This window comes from Nitrospira sp. (genome assembly GCA_029194535.1).
Classification (GTDB): domain Bacteria; phylum Nitrospirota; class Nitrospiria; order Nitrospirales; family Nitrospiraceae; genus Nitrospira_C.
Map to the genome: position 1 here is coordinate 37,673 of JARFXR010000001.1, position 17,182 is coordinate 54,854.

Sequence of the window (17,182 nt, forward strand, 5' to 3'; positions counted from 1 at the left end):
ACCGGTTCCCCCGCACTCAACGCCGGGACGCGAAGAGAGGATACACACACGTGGCGTACAGCATTGCGAAAGCCGTCGTCATCAAGCAGGGCAACCTGTTTTTCCTGTCGCCGCCGGAAGGCGACGTGCCGTTGACCAAGGGACACGGCTTCGGACTCTATTATCACGATTGCCGCTACCTGAGCGGATATGAATTGATGGTGGAGGACGAGCATCCGGAGGCGCTGGCGGCCCGCTCGTCGGAAGGGGCCCGGGCGGTCTTTCAGTTGACCACACCCGAGTTCCGGGCCTCCGACGGCCGCATTATCGATCGAGAAACCGTCGGCCTCAAGTGGGAACGCACCATCGACGCCGAGTCTTGCGTCCTGCACGAGCGACTCGACATTCAGAATTTCGGGTTCGAGCCGGTCGAGTTCGCGTTGCGGATGCGCTTTCGAGCGGGGTTCGAAGACGTCTTCGCCATCCGCGGCATCGTGCGGGAGTCCAAGGGTAAACTGTGGCGGCCGCGATGGCGCGACAAGCGCCTGGTGTTTTCCTATACAGGCGGAGACGGGATCTTCAGAAGCTTGGCGATCCACTTCGATCCGCTTCCCACCATGATCAAGGGCGCCGCCGTCGAGTTTCGCCTCAAATTCCGGCCCAGCGAAAGCAAGCAGCTCCGGATCTCGCTGGAGATCGATGAAGTCGAGAACCCCTCCGCGCGGACGGTCGCGCATGTCCGCTCCTCCGCCGATCTGCCCGAAATCCGGGCGGCCCGCGACGAACGGGCGAAACCGGAAACGGAATTCGACAGCGACAGTCTGCTGGTGAACCGAGTCATGCGCCGCTCGCTGATGGACCTGCGGATGCTGAAAACCTCGCTGGCGGGCCACGAATTCTTCGCCGCGGGCATCCCATGGTTCGCCACCTTGTTTGGGCGGGACTGTCTCATCGCCTCGCTGCAGGCGTTGGCGTTCTGGCCGGAAACGCCCGCCGACACGCTGCGACTCCTGGCGCGGTACCAGGGAGCCGAGGTCAACGAGTGGCGCGATGAGCAGCCGGGCAAGATCCTGCACGAGCTTCGCGTCGGGGAGCTGGCGAGGATGAACAAGATCCCCCACACGCCGTACTACGGAACGATCGACGCCACCCCCCTCTTCTTGATCCTGCTCAGCCGGCACGCACAATGGACCGGAGACCTCGCGCTCTTCCAGGAACTCCGGCCCTCCGTCGAGCGGGCGCTCGACTGGATCGAGCGATACGGCAACGAAGCGGGGGACGGCTACGTCAGTTACTCCGGGAACACGAAGAACGGGCTGCTCAACCAAGGGTGGAAGGATTCCGGCGACGCGATCACGACCTCCGAGGGACGGCTGGCTCATCCGCCGATCGCCCTCGCGGAAGTGCAGGGATATGTCTACCTCGCCAAGACCTCGATCGCCGAACTGTTCGATCGAGACGGGGAGCCGCGGCAAGCGACCCGCCTGCGCGCGGAGGCGGACGCCCTGCGTGCACGCTTCAACCGGGAGTTCTGGATGGAAGACGAGGGATGCTACGCCATGGCGCTGGAAGCGGGACGCCGGCCCTGCGGCGTGATTTCCTCCAACGCCGGACAGGCGCTCTGGAGCGGCATCGTGGACGAACGGAATGCCGGCCGCGTCGTGAAGCGCCTGATGCAACCGGACATGTTCAGCGGGTGGGGGATCCGGACTCTGTCGCTCCAAGAACGCCGATACAACCCGATGGGCTACCACCTCGGCACCGTGTGGCCGCACGACAATTCGCTGATCGCGGCGGGGTTCCGCCGCTACGGATTCGATGAAGAGGCTCGGCGTCTGTTCGTCGGACTGTTGGATGCCGCCATCGAATTCGAAGATCACCGGCTGCCCGAACTCTTCACCGGATTCTCCCGCAGCGAATACGGCGTGCCGGTCCGCTATCCGGTGGCCTGTCACCCGCAGGCCTGGGCGGCCGGCTCCGTGCCCTATCTGGTCGAAACCTCGCTGGGCCTGACCCCCAACGCCTTCGAGAAACGGCTGGAAGTCGTGCGTCCCAGTCTTCCGGACTTCGTCCGTCGCGCGGAGATCAGGCGGCTGCGGGTCGGGAAGGGTTCGGTCGATCTGCGCTTCGAGCGCAATCGGGACGGCATCCTGGAAACGCACGTGAGCCGCGTGGCCGGCGACCTGTCCGTCGATATCGTGACTTCCCCCTCCTAGCAGTCTGTCCGAGTCATGCCATTCTACTGCAGCAAACGATTTGCAGGGATCTGCCTCGTGCTCGGCCCGAAACAATCCTCAACGTATTCCAGCGACTACGCGTCCGGTCTTTTGAGCCTTGCGCCGCTCATCTACCTGCACCTCCCTCGCCGCGCCACGAAGGATGACTCGGACAGACTCCTAGGAATGCCGGACGGGCAATCCCTGCAAATATTCGGTCAACGCGTTGCGCAGAATACCGTAGCATTCGCATGACGCCGTCTCCAGTCCCGGCCGATCCTGGATGACCAGGCATCCTCGCCGATATTCAATCAGGCCTTCGCTCTGCATCCTTCCGATCAGGGACGTCACCACCGGTCGTCTGGCTCCCACAATGGCTGACAGCATTTCCTGGGTAAACTCCAACTCCTGCCGGCCCGTACGATCCTGAGCCGTCAGCAGCCACCGGCTCAACCGCTGACGTACCAAGTGAAATCTATTGCAAATCGCGGTTTGCGCGAGTTCCGCCAACCGATATCCCGCGTAGCGCAAGATGAGCTCATACAGGATGGGCAGTTGGGCCCGCCGCACCGACGACGACGACAGTTGGCAGGCCATTCCCCCGTGCTGGACCATGCATTCAAGCGGCTGACTCCGAGACCCGGAGAACTGCAGGAGACCGACCATGCCCTCTTGGCCGATCAGCCCGGTCTCGATCGAAAGGCCGTCCTGAGTCACTGCCATCAGCGACAGGGCGGCGCTCGTCGGAAAGAATAGCCATTCGCATGCCGTGCCGGCCGACTGGAGGATTTTGCCTTCATGGATTGAGACTCGCTGGCCCCACTCACGAACCAGCCGTAATTCCTCCTCCGGCAACGCCGCCAGTATGGCGTTGCGGCATTCGAGATAATCCCGTTCCATTTTCCCGTCTAGATCCTTAGCTAGTTCCGTAGTCATCGATCACCGGCGTCGATTTTTTACTATCCTGGGGATCCCGCACATCTTGTACTCGGCAAACCCCTAGTCTCGCGACCTGATCTCTTGTGACGTTCTTGTCCTTCGCTTCACACGCTGCCTCCGCACGCGGCTTCGACATGGTGGAGGTCGAGCAAACCGAGCGGTGATGTGACCACGGCACGGAGGTCGCAAGGCACAGCGGTAGGGGAAGAGGGCGGAGATGAACGTGACGACCGATGGAGTCTGTCGGCCATGAAGCGCGGCGAGATCGCCCGATAACGCCGACGCGACCGTCTCAGGCGCGGTTTCGACCGGACCCCGGAACCAAGCAGACGACCGGCCTCCGAACGCCCTGCCGATGACCGGCTGTACGTCGTCCTAAAACATGCGGCGACAGGCCTGCGCTATGCCGGCTGCGGACGCAAGGCCATTGCCGCCCCTTCGCCCAACGCCAGGTTCGGCCGGCCGACCTCCGCGTCGATCTCCTGGGATCAACTGAGTCTGAATCTGAAATTCGATGGATTCACGGTGATGAATAGCATGGAGCGGATCTAAGGATAAGACTCACGCTCCTTGGGAGGGTTACGAACGATCGACACGAGCCGTGACGCGCGCGATGAAATCCCGGCCGCCGAGACGGTGACCCGAATCACGAGCCACCGTCTCCGATCCTTGGACACCCGGCCTAGGCCGCATCCGGATTGGTCAATGGGCTACCCGCTCCGACCAACCCCTGATTGCCGGCTCGGACATGCGCATGAGGTTTGGTCCGGACCGGCAGGGCGATGATTCGCTCATATAGGGCTACATAATCACGCACCATGCGCTCCACCGTAAAGCGCGATTCGAAGACCGCCCGGCACCGCCGACGGTCGATCAACGAAATACGGGGGACCGCCTGCGCCATCTCGTCCAGATTGTCGCAGACAAGGCCTGTCACCCCATGGTCGATGACCTCGGGGATAGACCCACGCCGATATGCCAGGACCGGAGTTCCGCAGGCCATCGCTTCAATCAGCACCAACCCGAAGGGTTCCGGCCAATCGTAGGGACAGACCAGCGCCGCCGCATGGCCGAGAAAGTCGTCCTTCTCTGCGTCGTTGATTTCTCCCACGTATTCCACCAGCGGATGGTCGAGCAACCGCTCAATCTTCTGTTTGAAATACTCCTGATCGGCCGGATCGACCTTGGCGGCGATGCGGAGCGGCAGCCCGACCCGCTTGGCTAGTTCGATGGCATGATCCGGGCACTTTTCGGGAGAAATGCGGCCGAGAAATGCGAGGTAGGATCCAGGCTGATCATGCGGTCGGTACAGGTTGGCCGGAATGCCGTGATACACGGTGTCCGCCCAGTTCGCACCGGGAAGCGGGGTCCGTTGCGCGTTGGAAATGGACACGACCGCCATCTCGGCGTATTCCTGAAAGATCGGGCCCAGCTCGGGCAGGTCCAGTCGTCCGTGCATCGTCGTGACGACGGGAACATGTGCGCGACGACTCATCGGAAATCCTAGAAAGTCGAGATGCGAATGCACGATGTCGAACTCATCCGAGGCGGCCCCCAGAGCCCGCTCGAGCTGAAGCACGAGCGGGGCATCGCGGTTCACCAGCCCGGTGTTCAAGCGCAACGCGTGAGGGCAAAACGATTGCAGTTTCGCGTTGGTCTTGGAATCCCCGCTTGCGAAAAGGGTGACGTCGTGGCCTTGGCGGACCAGTTCTTCGGTCAAATAAGAAACGATCCGTTCGGTGCCTCCGTAGAGTTTTGGAGGCACGCTTTCCCAGAGCGGGGATATCTGCGCGATCTTCATGTCCTCGTCCTTTCTGTATTGTTGAAGTTCCTCTTGGTAATGGCGCCTACGACGCGTCAGGACCGGGGGTTTCCCTTGAGACTCCCCATCCTATGAGGCGCCGGGTATTCCTCGAACTAGGGAAAGCCCCAGCCCGGTTTAGTCGGCTCCGAACGATCGGTTCACGCCGTCCCGGTAGCGATCGCGTCTCGCAAACCAATTTTCATCCCGACCGACTATCATGCCTGTTCGCGCCCCTGTCCGGCAAGCGCCTCGGTAGCGGGTCGTTTGTCATTCCCGCGGAAGCGGGAATCCAGTCAGGGCCTTCTCCTCAACATTGAGTCTTGATTGAGGAGTGGATGCCCGCCTTCGCGGGCATGACGCAAGGGGGAAACTCCCCACTACCAATACCAACAATGCCAAGCGCTCTAACAGCTCGACGTAAACACCCAGGCGGCGCCGCTCCGGAGCGGCGGATCTCGCTCAAAGCGGCAGAGAATTCCACCCATGTCCGGCAGAGATCCAGCCGGAAGCATCACGCTGCCGAATCAAACCTGATCGAGGAGCATCATGACCCGATACAGTCATGCGGCAGCTCCGCGAAAGACAGATCGGACATTTTATCTCGTCGAAGGACAACCTGTCGTGATTCCGGTGCGGGCTCACGCCCGTTCATCACAAATGGTCTGAAATATCCCTCGCGACCGCCGGTCTGAGCTTTGCACGGCTTCAATCTGAATTCCGTCATACCCTTCACGATCACGTGAGAAGAGAGAAGAGGAGGATGCGATGCGCAACGGTGAGTACGAGTATTACGAGGACGATGTGACGGGCTGGTCTGCCTTCATTGCAGGCGCGCTGATCGGGGCCGGTGTGGCACTGTTGTTCGCGCCGCAGATCGGAGCCGAGTTGCGAGGTATCTTGCGAACCTATGCCTCGCGGGTCAAAGACGAAGCCTTTGAGCGCGGAAGGGCGGCATGGGACACAGCGGTGGAGCGGGGTCGAGAATATTACGAGCAAGGCCGGGAGGCCGTGCAGGATGCCGGCCGGGCCGCGAAGGAGTATGCGCAAAGCGGCAAGGACGCGCTCCGCGAAACGAGGCAATCCACGCACACTCGAGGATGATCTCTATCCGCTCAGGCTTCGTCGCGGTCCTCACGCTGTACGATGCGCTCGAAGGCTTCGAGCTGCTCCTGACATGAGACGCACCGCCGCGCGAAGGGCAAGGCCTGCAGACGGCCGGCGGCAATCGGTGTCTCGCAGTCCTGGCAGATGCCGTAAGTGCCTTCATCCAGCCGCCGCAAAGCTTCATCCAGCTGAACCCGCTGGCGCGTCCTGGCTTCCAGCAGAGCGATTTGCTGCGCCGCCGTCGCGTCGCGCAACGACATATCTTCGAGATCCAGCACCGAACTGTCTTGAAAATGTCCGTGCTGATCTCGATGTTGGGCGATCAGCCGATCGATCTCCTTCTGCAGTGTCGCGCGCCGCTCGAGGAGCAGGGCGCGCAACACTTGCGGCCGCCGTTCTCTTTCCGTCATCGTCTTGTTCATGGCAACTCCTTGGATGAAATGAAACACGGTTCGATTGTCTGATTGGCTTGTGCAAGTCCGGAGCCGCGAGATGCGCGCCGGCCGACGCGCGATTCCCGGAGATGTTCGTTCGATTTTCAACTGTTTCGAGCCGGCCCGCTGCCACCCTGGCGCCGCGTCCCCGGATCAAGTTGTCTCGGGAAGGACAATCCGTCTGGAGCGAGGTCGGCTCACGAGCTGCGGACAAAGAAGGCAGAGGAGGAATTCTCCTCTGCCTTGCGTCATCTCTCGTCGAGTTCGGCCGTTAGTGCGGGAGTGCCAAGAACCGAACAGTGGGCAACTCTCGGTTCCGTGACGGAACGGTTCGAACGGGGGCGCTTACGAATGCGTTCCTTTCCCTCGGCCAGGTGACGACGAAAGACAACGACCCTACGCGGCAAGGGACGATTGTGCGGCGAGGGGAAATCTCTCGGTTCTTGACTCTCCGGAACCGGGATTTCCTCCGATGCGCTCTCAGATCCTTTACGGCCGCGAACGAGACGGTGAAGCAACCGTCTCTTGTTGGTCGAATCCGGGGCACATTCCCCTCGCCCCTCGTTCGACATTCTTCCGCCCCGCGCACGATTGGATTCAGGTCTCGGAGGTATCTGTAGTATGGCTGACTTCCACAGAGCCACCTACTGGGAGAATCCCTGTTAGAGCAGCACAGGCAAGGGAGACGGCAGACCGACGCCTCCTCGCCTCCGGACCGTCCTCTTTTTCACCTCGCCCTCAACCGGGCTCGACCTCGCAAGTCGTTTCTATTCAGCGGAGGATGGAGATCGAGGCACATTGTTGAAGAGAGACGCCAGCCACGTCAGCGCGCCCCAGACGCCCATCCAAAACACGACCGGCCCCGCGTGATCCAGCACTTGGCTCTCGATCGAGATGCTCCGGCTGTTTTTCCCGCTCGGAGGATCAGACAGGACGCTTACCGCGCGCGCGTAGGCTGGTTCCGCGCCGGTTCCGGCCGCCTGCCCGAAGGCACGCTGGTCCGGCCGATCCCCAACAACCACCGAGGCGATCTGCTGCCGCAACTCCTCGCCCGCAGCCCGCAAGTCGATGGCGCCGGCGCCGAGGCCGAAGCCTAAGAACAGCAACGCCAGTTGCAGGAGGACTCCGAGCGCCCACCCAGCGGCGATTTCGAGCCACTTGATAGGCGGACGTTCTGTGGACCTCCGGGAGACGGAGCGCGCGATGTCCAGCTTCGGCGCCATCAGCACCCCGACGTCCAGGCAGGCGCGGCGTCCGGACGAAGTCGATCCTGTTGTATAACGGAGTGCCCTGCTCCTTCGGATACGGCAGCCGCGATCACGCTCAGCAGATGATCGCGGTCGAAGGGCTTCTCCACCAGGGCGAACGCTTCCGCACTGAGGCGATCATGCTGCTTGAACGATACGCTGTCGCCCGTCACCACGATCACGGGAAGATCCGGCCACATCGCTCGAGCGACGTCCAGCAGTTCCAACCCGTCCATCCTGGGCATGCGGTAGTCCGTCAGCAGGACGTCATACCGCCGACGCTTCAGAGACTCGACCGCCTCGAGCCCGTCGCCTGCTTCATACACATTGAATCCCGCCGCCTCCAGCACTGTGGAGAGGATGAATCGAACGGCGGCATCGTCTTCTACGACAAGAATTCGCTTTCCATAGCCTTTCACCTTCACACCTCCTGTATGAACGCCACTGACTGAATGATAAGACCCCATCATGGAATCATGAATGAGCAAGGATCGAGCCTCGGGATTCGGAAGGAAAATCATCCCGCTTCGTTGTGGCAGGAAGGACGGTCTGTCCCCCCGAACGACAATCTGTCCTCAGCAGGGATATCCGAAATACCGTAACTTCCTGAGCAGCGTCTTGCGATGGATACCGAGCACGACGGCGGCCCGGCCGAGATCCCGGTTATGGGCCTCCAGTACGCGGAGAATATGGTCTCTCTCCAACTCGGCCAGCGTCACCCAGCCGCGCGCTTGCGCCGCCGCCTGCACGGTGGCGGTTTGAATCGCCTGCGGTAAATCCTCGGGAAAGATGACGGACTGCGGAGTCAGGGCGATGGCCCGTTCGACGGCGTGCTCCAATTCTCGGATGTTGCCCGGCCACCAATAGCGCGTCAAGAGCGACATGGCCTCCGGCGCGATGCCGGTGACCGGCGGGGACTTCTTCTGACCGTACATCTGAATGAAATACTGGGTCAGCAATGGAATGTCTTCCACACGTTCGCGGAGCGGCGGAATCTGAATCGTGACCACGTTGAGCCGGTAGTACAGATCCTCGCGAAACGTGCCGGCCTTGACCAACCGATCCAGGTCTTTCTTGGACGCGGCGATGATGCGGACGTCGATGTTCATCGGCGCGTTGCTGCCGACTCGCCGGATCTCCCGTTCCTGGATCACCCGCAACAGCTTGCCTTGCAGGACCGGAGACAGGTCGGCGACTTCGTCCAGGAAGCAGGTGCCGAGATGCGCCTTCTCCAGCAACCCCTTCTTGGACGCGACCGCGCCGGTGAAGGACCCGCGTTCGTGCCCGAACAATTCGGATTCGAGCAGGCCTTCGGCCAATGATCCGCCGTCGACGGCGACGAACGGACCGACACTCCTGGCGCTGTTCGCATGGACGGCCCGCGCGATCAATTCCTTGCCGGTGCCGCTTTCCCCTTGGAGCAGCACGGTGCTGTCGGTATGGGCCACGCGGGCGATGGACTTGTAGACCGAGACAATCCCGGCGCTGCTGCCGATCAGGTTGTCGAATCGGTAGCGATCTCGCAGCTGTTCCTTGAGCGCCTCGTTCTGGCGTGATAGATGCTTGTGCTCCAACGCGCGCCGAACCACCAACCGGATATCGTCGACGATAAAGGGCTTGCTGAGGTAGTCGAATGCGCCGGACCGGAGCCCATCGACGGCGGTCTTCAGCGAGCCGTACGCAGTCATCAGAATGACCGGCACGTCCTGGTGCCGGTTCCGTAACTCGTCCAGCAGACTCATGCCGTCCAGACTGGGCATGTGGATGTCGGACATCACGAGATCCGGCGGGCGATCCGTGATTCGCTCCAGGGCCGTCTTGCCGTCCGCTGCGGTATCCACGTCGTAGCCCTCTTTCGCAAGGATCTCGCGCAGCAGCCCTCTGGTGTCTTCGTCGTCGTCCACAACGAGCACGTGAGAATGAGCGTCCATCACCTTCTCCATGTGTTCATTCCGCCGCCGGGAGGTACATCACGAAGCTGGTTCCTTTTCCCGGCTCGCTTTCGACCGTGACACGTCCTTCGTGAGCCCGCAGCGTTTCCTGCACGATGGCCAGTCCAAGACCGGTTCCGCGGCCGGCCTGCTTGGTGGTGAAGAACGGTTGAAAAATCTGCGTCAGATGAGCGGGATTGATGCCCTGCCCCGTATCGACGATCTCGACCGCGACCCCCATCGATCGGGACAGTCCGCGCCGGACCTCCGCTCCTTCGACTGCGCGCGTCCGCAAGCACAACGATCCTCCGTTGGGCATCGCCTGCAGGGCGTTTTCGATCAGATGGTTGACCGCCTCCTGCATCTGTTGGCGATCCACTTCGACCGGCGGAAGATCATCTGCCAATTCGGCGATGCAGGCGACGTGCAGACGATCGCATTCGGTCTTGAACAACGTCACGCAGTCCTCGAGACATTCGTTCATGTCGGTCCGCGTTCGGACGGGCGGCGCGCGGCGCGCGTACAGGAGCAGATCCTGGATGATGCACGAGGTGCGCTCGATCTGCGCTTCCACCGTCTGCAGCCGGCCCCGCACCTTGGACGGGAGAGACAGGTCCTCCATGAGCAGCTGCACGTGCCCCGACAAGGCCGTCAACGGCGTCCCGATCTTATGGGCGACCGTCGCGGCGAACTGCCCGATGGCCGACAGCCGCTGCGCCCTTGCCGCGGCATGTTGGACGGCCGAAAGGAGCTCGTTGGTCCGGGCGAGGGCTTCGTTCTTGGCGCGCAGTTCTTCTCCGGCCCGTTGCAGGTCCGTCTCGGCCTGCTTCCTTGCAGTGATGTTGCGAATCATCATCGCGAGGCCGGATGTCGTGCCGTCCGGAGCCGCTACCGCGAATGCATGGACGTTCAGATACTCGGTCGGCCGTTCATCGGGACGGTACTGTGTTTCATAGGAAATCGGCGCTCCGGTTTCCCGCACCCGCCGCAGACCTTCGGCCGGCAGCGACAAGGCGGCCCACAGCGATGCAGACGCGGGCGCCGACCCGATCAAGTCCTCCCGTCTCCGTCCCGTCAGACGGAGAAACGCATCGTTGACTTCCAGAAGCGTCCCATCGAACGTGGCATAGGCGATCGCATCATGAGACGAATAAAAGATGCTCTTGAATCGTTCCTGCACCGCTTGGAGCGCCGCCTCGGCCCTCGCGAGCCCGTGCTGCGCCGACAAGAGTTGATATCGACCCTCGCTGGCCTGCAAGGCTTCCACGGTACGGCGATGTCGCAAGAGAAAGAGGCCGGTGAAGACCAGCACGATGAGTCCCAGACCCCGATCGGCGACCGCCGTCTCGTGGACCAGGCCCTCCTTCGGATCGATCATGCCCGCCGACAGCAGACCGCTTCCGATCACCAGAGCGATCCCGGTGTAGTGCGGCAGCAGCTGGGTCGTCAGCACGACCGGCACGAGGTAGAGCACCCAGATCCCCGTTCCCAAAGAAAAGTACCGGTCGGCTGCAAACGTGGAGATCGTCATCACGATCAAAAGCACGATGGTGGTCAGCCTGTTGGGGAACGGTACCGAGTGCATCGGGCTAGAATTCTGCATCACGCAATGCCCTTCCTCGGGACAAGTTGTCCCGCATCGGAAGGCGCTTCCATCCACTGTCCGACACAACGCTCTGACGTAAGCCGCAGAATTTTCACAGGTTCACCATCCTGGCAATCTTTGTGCTTTCTCGCGATGACCAGGGCGCAGCGTCTGATCGTCCGAAGGAGGATTTCGACCTCGAACGACCAACTCGCCGAGCAATGCACATTTTGGAGGGGAGACATGAGCATGAATTGTGAACGCTGCGGTGGTTTAAAAGTCTTCGATTACTTCTATGGGCCTTTACAGTGCGATGGTTTTCGCTGTGTCAACTGCGGCGTAATCACCGATATGCGCATCCTGACGCCTCGCCCGGCACCATCGAGCAGAAACCGGATAAAACTTGGCCGTACTCCGCTTTTTGCGCTGGCGGGTGCGGTCCAAGCCGACCGCCGGCCATGACCAACCTGGCTTGGTTACGCAGCCGGACGCGCCGGCCGCTCCACCAGGTCGGCGCGTCCGGAACGCCCTGCCGGTGAGCAGTCCGACAAGCCGATCGAATCAACGAGGCCGTCGAGACTCTTCACGAGAAGCCATGTTTAGTCGCGTGTCGGGAGGACGGTGATAAATCGCGATCATGCGAGATAGTCTGACTCACCTGTCGGGAGACCGTACACTGGGAGAAGCCCTAGGACCGCCTCAGAGCCTCATGCATCGTTGCGTTCCCGTTCAAAATAGACGTCGAGCCACGGCGCATGATGAAAGTCCTCGCCGGCTGGTTGCCAGGAGACCGCGCGAGCGGTGCGACAGCATCCCTTGACCACGCGCTCTTCGAGCCGGGCCCACCATTTCAGATGGCCGGCGGGAACGAAGGGCGACGTATCGGGATGACAGGCTCGCAAGGCCAAGCCGAACGACTCCACCAAGCCGGTGAGCAGCACAGGAGAGTATCCATACAGGTAGGGAAAGGTCAGGAGGTTGTTCCATGCCAGCGCGGCATCCAGCGGTCGCCGCCACCTCTTGGAGAGTTTCGCCCGAAGCGTCATCGCCCATTCGAAGCACGCGGCGTTCGGAATCCGGATCACGAGCAATCCACGGCGCCGTAGGAGCGGGACGACAGACCGGAGCAGGGTTTGAGGATCGGAGAGTTGATCGAACCTGTTCCAGATGGTGATCGCATCGAAGGAGTTCGGCGACAGCCCCGCATCCTCGACGGTGCCTTGCACGATCGGCAACCCTTGCCGCCGACAAAAGTCGGCCGGCATCCGGCCCGTGTCCAGGCCCAACATGTCCCAGCCGAGCGCGCGCCCTTCCGCCAGAAACCCTCCGACGAAACTACCGATCTCAAGAATCCGGAAGGCGCCGGTGGCTCGGGCGGCCAGATGATTGAGCAGCAGAGCCGCCTTGGGTCGAAACCAGTATCGTTGGGCGGTGAATGCTGCCTCGAGATACGCGCCATCGTATCGTTCAGTTTGGTAGGCTCGCATCATGGCCTCGGGCCTGGGACGGGGATTCCGATACAGCAATCCACACTCCAGGCAGGCCACGATACTGGCCAGATGGCTCTGCGTGAAGAGCCACCGGTCTTCCGACGTCGCCGATGACGGCATGAGCCAGCGTCGGAGAGCGAATCTCTCCAGAAGCCGTCGCTGCTCTGAAAGCTCCCCGGACGAGCAGACCAGGGACCATCGCCTTGCACGGCAGACCTGACAGCCGAAAGGAGCCCGCGGCTCCTGCATGAGACCCGTTCCGGGGCAGCGGCCGGCCTCTAGGTCCGCCTCCGGCTGATCCTTTCGCTGAAGCGGCTCACCCATACAGTGACACGACTCATCAGGTGACTCGTTTCAGATCGCGTCGCGCAGGCAGTCTCCGTATTTCGAACCCAGCACAAATCTTGCCGAGGGACGCGATCCGACCAGCCGGACTCTATCATCGGCGCGACAGATCACGCTCAGCGAGGCCAGGGGTCTTCCCAGTAGGTCGGAGCCTCTGAGGGGCGTAACTTGCTGCTGCGGAGCGCCTCTCGAGGCGCGAAGAGGGAGGGACCCATCATGGACCAACCTTCTGTATCCATTTCATCCATGCCGGCTGTGGCGACGACCAGACTGAAGTCCGACATCACCGACCGCATTTTCGAGACGGTGAAACGGACACAGGTGTGCGAGATGGAGGACCTGGTACGAGCCTGTTCCTCCTACACCTGGAACCAGGTCTTCCTGGAAGTCGATCGTCTGAGCCGCACGGGCGAGCTTCGCTTATTGCCGAAGCAGGGCGGCGTCTATGCCGTGACACTGCCCGCCGCATGACCGGTGGGCGGCGTACGATGCGACCCGACATGTCGATCGTCGGACGGCCGAGACATCGCACGGGGACAGTGTTTGACGCCATCCGGGACGCATGGCTTGCGGTCGCATCCGGGATCAGCGCGTCGGCTCAATCCACCCATACGAGAGGCGGCATAAGGAGGGCGCTCGACGAGCCGCCGGAAAACCACATTATGATTTGAGACCTCCTCACCGCATTATTCCAGGCCTCCACAACACGCACCTCTACAAGCCCGTCTTCTCTCGTCTCACCGGACCTGATCCGTTCGCACACGTGTCGATCGGAGATCGCATTACCATCCACCTCGCCGACTCGACGATGAGACCCAGGCCGTGAAAGTCCTGGTGGCCTTGCCGGCCGAAGTCAGCGAGCCGCCGCCTCCGACGAACTGACTCCGGTCCTCCGCCGTCTTCTTTCGATTCGTGGTGAATCGCGCATGCGCGCCGGCTCCTCCGAACCTAGGGATTCCACTAGTAGCCAGGGGGACCGAGCGGCTTCTACTGTTACTCGCTTTTCTCTGTAAGTTGCGGAAGCGCCGGTTCCTCGTCGAACGCGCTGCGGATAAGGCCAAGCCCCTCATGAGCGACTTCCACGCCACCATCGTCCACGTCAACGAACGCAAAGGGCAACGATACGAACGGCGGACCATGCTCGAACGCGCCGGGTACCGGGTTCTCGATGCGGATTGCGGTGCGGACGCGCTACGCTTGCTCCAGGATGTGCGTCCGGAATTGGTGCTGCTCGACATCGATCTGCCCGACATCAGCGGCTTTGACCTGTGCCGGCAGATCAAGAACCGTCCGGAGCTGTCCGACACGATGGTCTTGCACGTCTCGGCGGCCGAGGTCAGCGGATCGGACCGCGCCCTGGGTCTGGAGATGGGCTCCGACGGCTACCTGGTTGAGCCGATCCAAGAGCAGGAGTTGCTCGCGGGCGTGCGGTCTCTGCTGCGCCTGCGGGCGCGTCAACGGGAGAACGAACGCCTCCTGGCCCGACTTTGCCGGAGCGAGGAACAGTTCCGCGGCCTCTTCGAACAAGCCGCAGTCGGCATGTGCGTCCTGGGCCCCGACGGTCGATTTCTCCGGGTCAACAACCGATTGCGCGTCATCTCCGGACGGACCGAGCGGGATCTCATGGAGCGAGCGCTTCGCGATCTGACTCACCCGGAGGATCGGGAGCAACATGACGCGCAGGTGAGCAACCTGCTCCTGGGAGGGCTCGCCGAGGTCTCCTTGGACCAGCGCCTCTTGCAGCCTGACGGGCGGACGATCTGGACCACGCTGACGCTCTCGATTCAATGGGATGTAGGGGGGCGGATTCAATCGTTGATCGGTGTCGTGGAAGATATCGACGCGCGCAAGCGCGCGGAATTGGAATTGCGCAACCATGCCCTGCGGCAGCAGCTCCTGAGCGATGCCATGGACAGGCTGCTGCGCATGGACGATCCGGCCCGGGTGATGTTCGAGATCTTTGCCTCGTTGCGCCCGACGTTGGATCTCGACACGTTCCTGGATTACGACACGCGGCCGGAACTCGACGGCATCGAATTGTCCACCTGGGCCGGCATTCCCGAACAGGCGCTGGCGCCGCTCAGGTTTCTGAAATTCGGCCAAGCCTTATGCGGCACGTCGGCCGAATCGCGACAACCGATCGTCATCGACCATTTGCAAACCGTCTCCGATCCCAAAGCGCTCCGGATGCAGGCCGCGGGATCCAATGCCTATGCCTGCTTTCCTCTTATCGTCGGGGACCGCCTGCTCGGCACGCTCGCCTTCGCCAGCAGCCGCCGCTCGTCGTTCGAGTCCGACGAACTCGACCTGTTGGAAGCCGTCTCCCATTCCGTCGCCATGGCCAAGGAGCGCCGCCGCCTGCTCCAGGAAGCCCGACAGCGGGCCGCTCAGCTTGCCGAAAGCGAAGAACGACTCCGCTTTGCGACGGAAGGCGCCGGCATGGGCACCTGGGACGTCGATCTCAGAGTCGGCCGGATGGTGTGGGACCGGCAGAACGCGCAACTGCTGGGGTACTCGGACGCCTGTACCGCTTCCGTTCGACGATGGTGGAACCTCGTGCACAATGAAGATCGCCAAGCCGTGCGCGAGGCCGTGTCCGCTGCGCGACGGAACCACGGCTTTTACCGCTGCGAGCACCGCATCCGGCGGGCCGATACGGGAGAAAGCCGTTGGCTGGCCTCGTTCGGCCGGATCCACTATGACGACGCCGGCAATCCGGCCCGGTTCGCCGGCGCAGCCTTCGACGTGACCGAACGCAGGGAAACCGAGACGCGACGGCTTGAATGGACGCGCGAGCTCGAGCGGCGGATCGGTGAGCGTACCAAGGAGCTGGTGCACACCCACGACCGCCTTCGCGCCCTTGCCCATGATCTGACACTGACGGAACAGCGGGAACGCCAGCGTATCGCGGAGGAGCTGCACGATTACTTGGCGCAGATGCTGGTGGTGACCCGTTTGAAGATCCGGCAAGCCGACAAGATGATCTCGACACAACCGGCCTCCGACGTCTTGGACGAGGCCGACGGTCTCATCGATCAAAGCCTGACCTATACGCGCACCCTGGTCGCCGAACTCATGCCGCCGACGCTCCGGCAGTTCGGTCTGGCCCCTGGGTTGCGCTGGCTCGGTGAACAGATGGGACATCAAGGCCTGCACGTGGACGTCGATGTGCCGGACGTGACGCCGTCCTTGCCGGAAGACCACACGGCGCTCCTCTATCAATGTGTCCGCGAGTTGCTGTTCAACGTGTTGAAGCATGCCGGAACGAAGGCGGCCGCGGTTCGCATGACACAGGACGATCGAGGCAGGCTGCAGATCGTCGTCCGGGACGAAGGGTACGGCTGCGATCCGGAAGTCGTTATGGAGTCCCGAGGCGACAAGTTCGGATTGTTCAGCGTTCGTGAGCGTATGGAGGCCCTCGGCGGATGGATGGAATTGGAATCGAAGGCGGGTGGCGGCACCATGGTGACGCTGGGTCTGTCGGCCGACCTTCCCCAGGACTGGTCGCCTGCGGCGCAGCCCGCCGGACCCCGAGGCGGGGTCTCCGACGCGGACGCGATCGCTCCGCGGTCCGTCCGTCCGGAATCGGCGCCTCCCCATGCCTCCAGCCACCCGTCTCCCATTCGCGTCCTGCTGGTGGACGATCACGCGATGGTCCGTCAGGGACTGCGCAGCGTCTTGGACGGCTATCCCGACTTGACCATCATCGCCGAAGCGGGCGACGGCGAGGAGGCCGTGGCTCTGGCCAAGTTGCTTCATCCTGACCTGATCGTGATGGACGTCAATCTTCCGAGGCTCGACGGCATCGAAGCGACGAGGCGGATCAGAATAGACCGACCCGATGCGTTGATCGTCGGGCTTTCGGTGAACGAAGCCGAACACGTGGTCAGCGCCATGAAAGCGGCAGGAGCCGCGGCCTTCCTGACGAAAGACAGCGCGGCCGATCATCTCTACGAAACCATCGAGGCCGTGGTGGAGGGGCGGTAGCCGCTCCACCACCCCGCGGCGACTTGTCTCGACGTCGATCGAGCGCCGGCCCTCACTCGCTATCCGACGAGGATTAGCGGTAGACTTGCTCGGGAAACCGGCCGGCTTCCCTGAAGAAGGC

12 protein-coding genes are annotated in these 17,182 nt (G+C 62.2%); 4 read left to right on the plus strand and 8 right to left on the minus strand.

All coding sequences use genetic code 11. The features are described from left to right. Positions 1–50 precede the first annotated feature (50 nt). Positions 51–2,195 (plus strand): glycogen debranching N-terminal domain-containing protein, encoded by a 2,145-nt coding sequence (locus P0111_00170; protein MDF0642415.1) that lies wholly within the window; start codon positions 51–53, stop codon positions 2,193–2,195. 180 nt (positions 2,196–2,375) lie between these two features. Here the strand turns inward: P0111_00170 and P0111_00175 are convergent, their stop codons facing one another. Together P0111_00175 and P0111_00180 are read right to left on the minus strand one after the other, a co-directional pair. After that, positions 2,376–3,131, minus strand: a complete 756-nt coding sequence (locus tag P0111_00175) for a Crp/Fnr family transcriptional regulator (GenBank protein ID MDF0642416.1) — start codon at positions 3,129–3,131, stop codon at positions 2,376–2,378. Positions 3,132–3,816: 685 nt separating this feature from the next. After that, positions 3,817–4,935 (minus strand): glycosyltransferase family 4 protein, encoded by a 1,119-nt coding sequence (locus P0111_00180; protein ID MDF0642417.1) that lies wholly within the window; start codon positions 4,933–4,935, stop codon positions 3,817–3,819. 768 nt (positions 4,936–5,703) lie between these two features. Here P0111_00180 and P0111_00185 point away from each other — a divergent pair. Beyond that, complete coding sequence (locus P0111_00185; GenBank protein ID MDF0642418.1) at positions 5,704–6,039, plus strand: YtxH domain-containing protein; 336 nt, start codon at positions 5,704–5,706, stop codon at positions 6,037–6,039. A gap of 11 nt (positions 6,040–6,050) precedes the next feature. Here the strand turns inward: P0111_00185 and P0111_00190 are convergent, their stop codons facing one another. The 6 genes from P0111_00190 to P0111_00215 form a co-directional block, all read right to left on the minus strand. Further along, positions 6,051–6,464 (minus strand): TraR/DksA C4-type zinc finger protein, encoded by a 414-nt coding sequence (locus tag P0111_00190; protein MDF0642419.1) that lies wholly within the window; start codon positions 6,462–6,464, stop codon positions 6,051–6,053. Positions 6,465–7,243: 779 nt separating this feature from the next. Then, positions 7,244–7,705, minus strand: coding sequence for a hypothetical protein (locus tag P0111_00195; protein ID MDF0642420.1), 462 nt, complete (start codon positions 7,703–7,705; stop codon positions 7,244–7,246). Next, positions 7,699–8,142 (minus strand): response regulator, encoded by a 444-nt coding sequence (locus P0111_00200; protein ID MDF0642421.1) that lies wholly within the window; start codon positions 8,140–8,142, stop codon positions 7,699–7,701. The genes P0111_00195 and P0111_00200 overlap by 7 nt, the downstream gene beginning before the upstream one ends. Before the next feature lie 156 nt (positions 8,143–8,298). Beyond that, on the minus strand, positions 8,299–9,654 hold the full coding sequence (locus P0111_00205) for a sigma-54 dependent transcriptional regulator (GenBank protein ID MDF0642422.1): 1,356 nt from the start codon (positions 9,652–9,654) through the stop codon (positions 8,299–8,301). A gap of 16 nt (positions 9,655–9,670) precedes the next feature. Further along, the gene (locus P0111_00210) at positions 9,671–11,257 is read right to left on the minus strand and encodes an ATP-binding protein (GenBank protein MDF0642423.1); all 1,587 of its coding nucleotides are present in this window, start codon (positions 11,255–11,257) and stop codon (positions 9,671–9,673) included. A gap of 689 nt (positions 11,258–11,946) precedes the next feature. Further along, complete coding sequence (locus P0111_00215) at positions 11,947–12,849, minus strand: methyltransferase domain-containing protein (protein ID MDF0642424.1); 903 nt, start codon at positions 12,847–12,849, stop codon at positions 11,947–11,949. A gap of 441 nt (positions 12,850–13,290) precedes the next feature. On the opposite strand from P0111_00215, the gene P0111_00220 reads away from it, so the two are divergent. Further along, the gene (locus P0111_00220; GenBank protein ID MDF0642425.1) at positions 13,291–13,545 is read left to right on the plus strand and encodes a hypothetical protein; all 255 of its coding nucleotides are present in this window, start codon (positions 13,291–13,293) and stop codon (positions 13,543–13,545) included. A gap of 597 nt (positions 13,546–14,142) precedes the next feature. Continuing rightward, on the plus strand, positions 14,143–17,061 hold the full coding sequence (locus P0111_00225; protein ID MDF0642426.1) for a response regulator: 2,919 nt from the start codon (positions 14,143–14,145) through the stop codon (positions 17,059–17,061). The last annotated feature ends 121 nt before the right edge of the window (positions 17,062–17,182 follow it).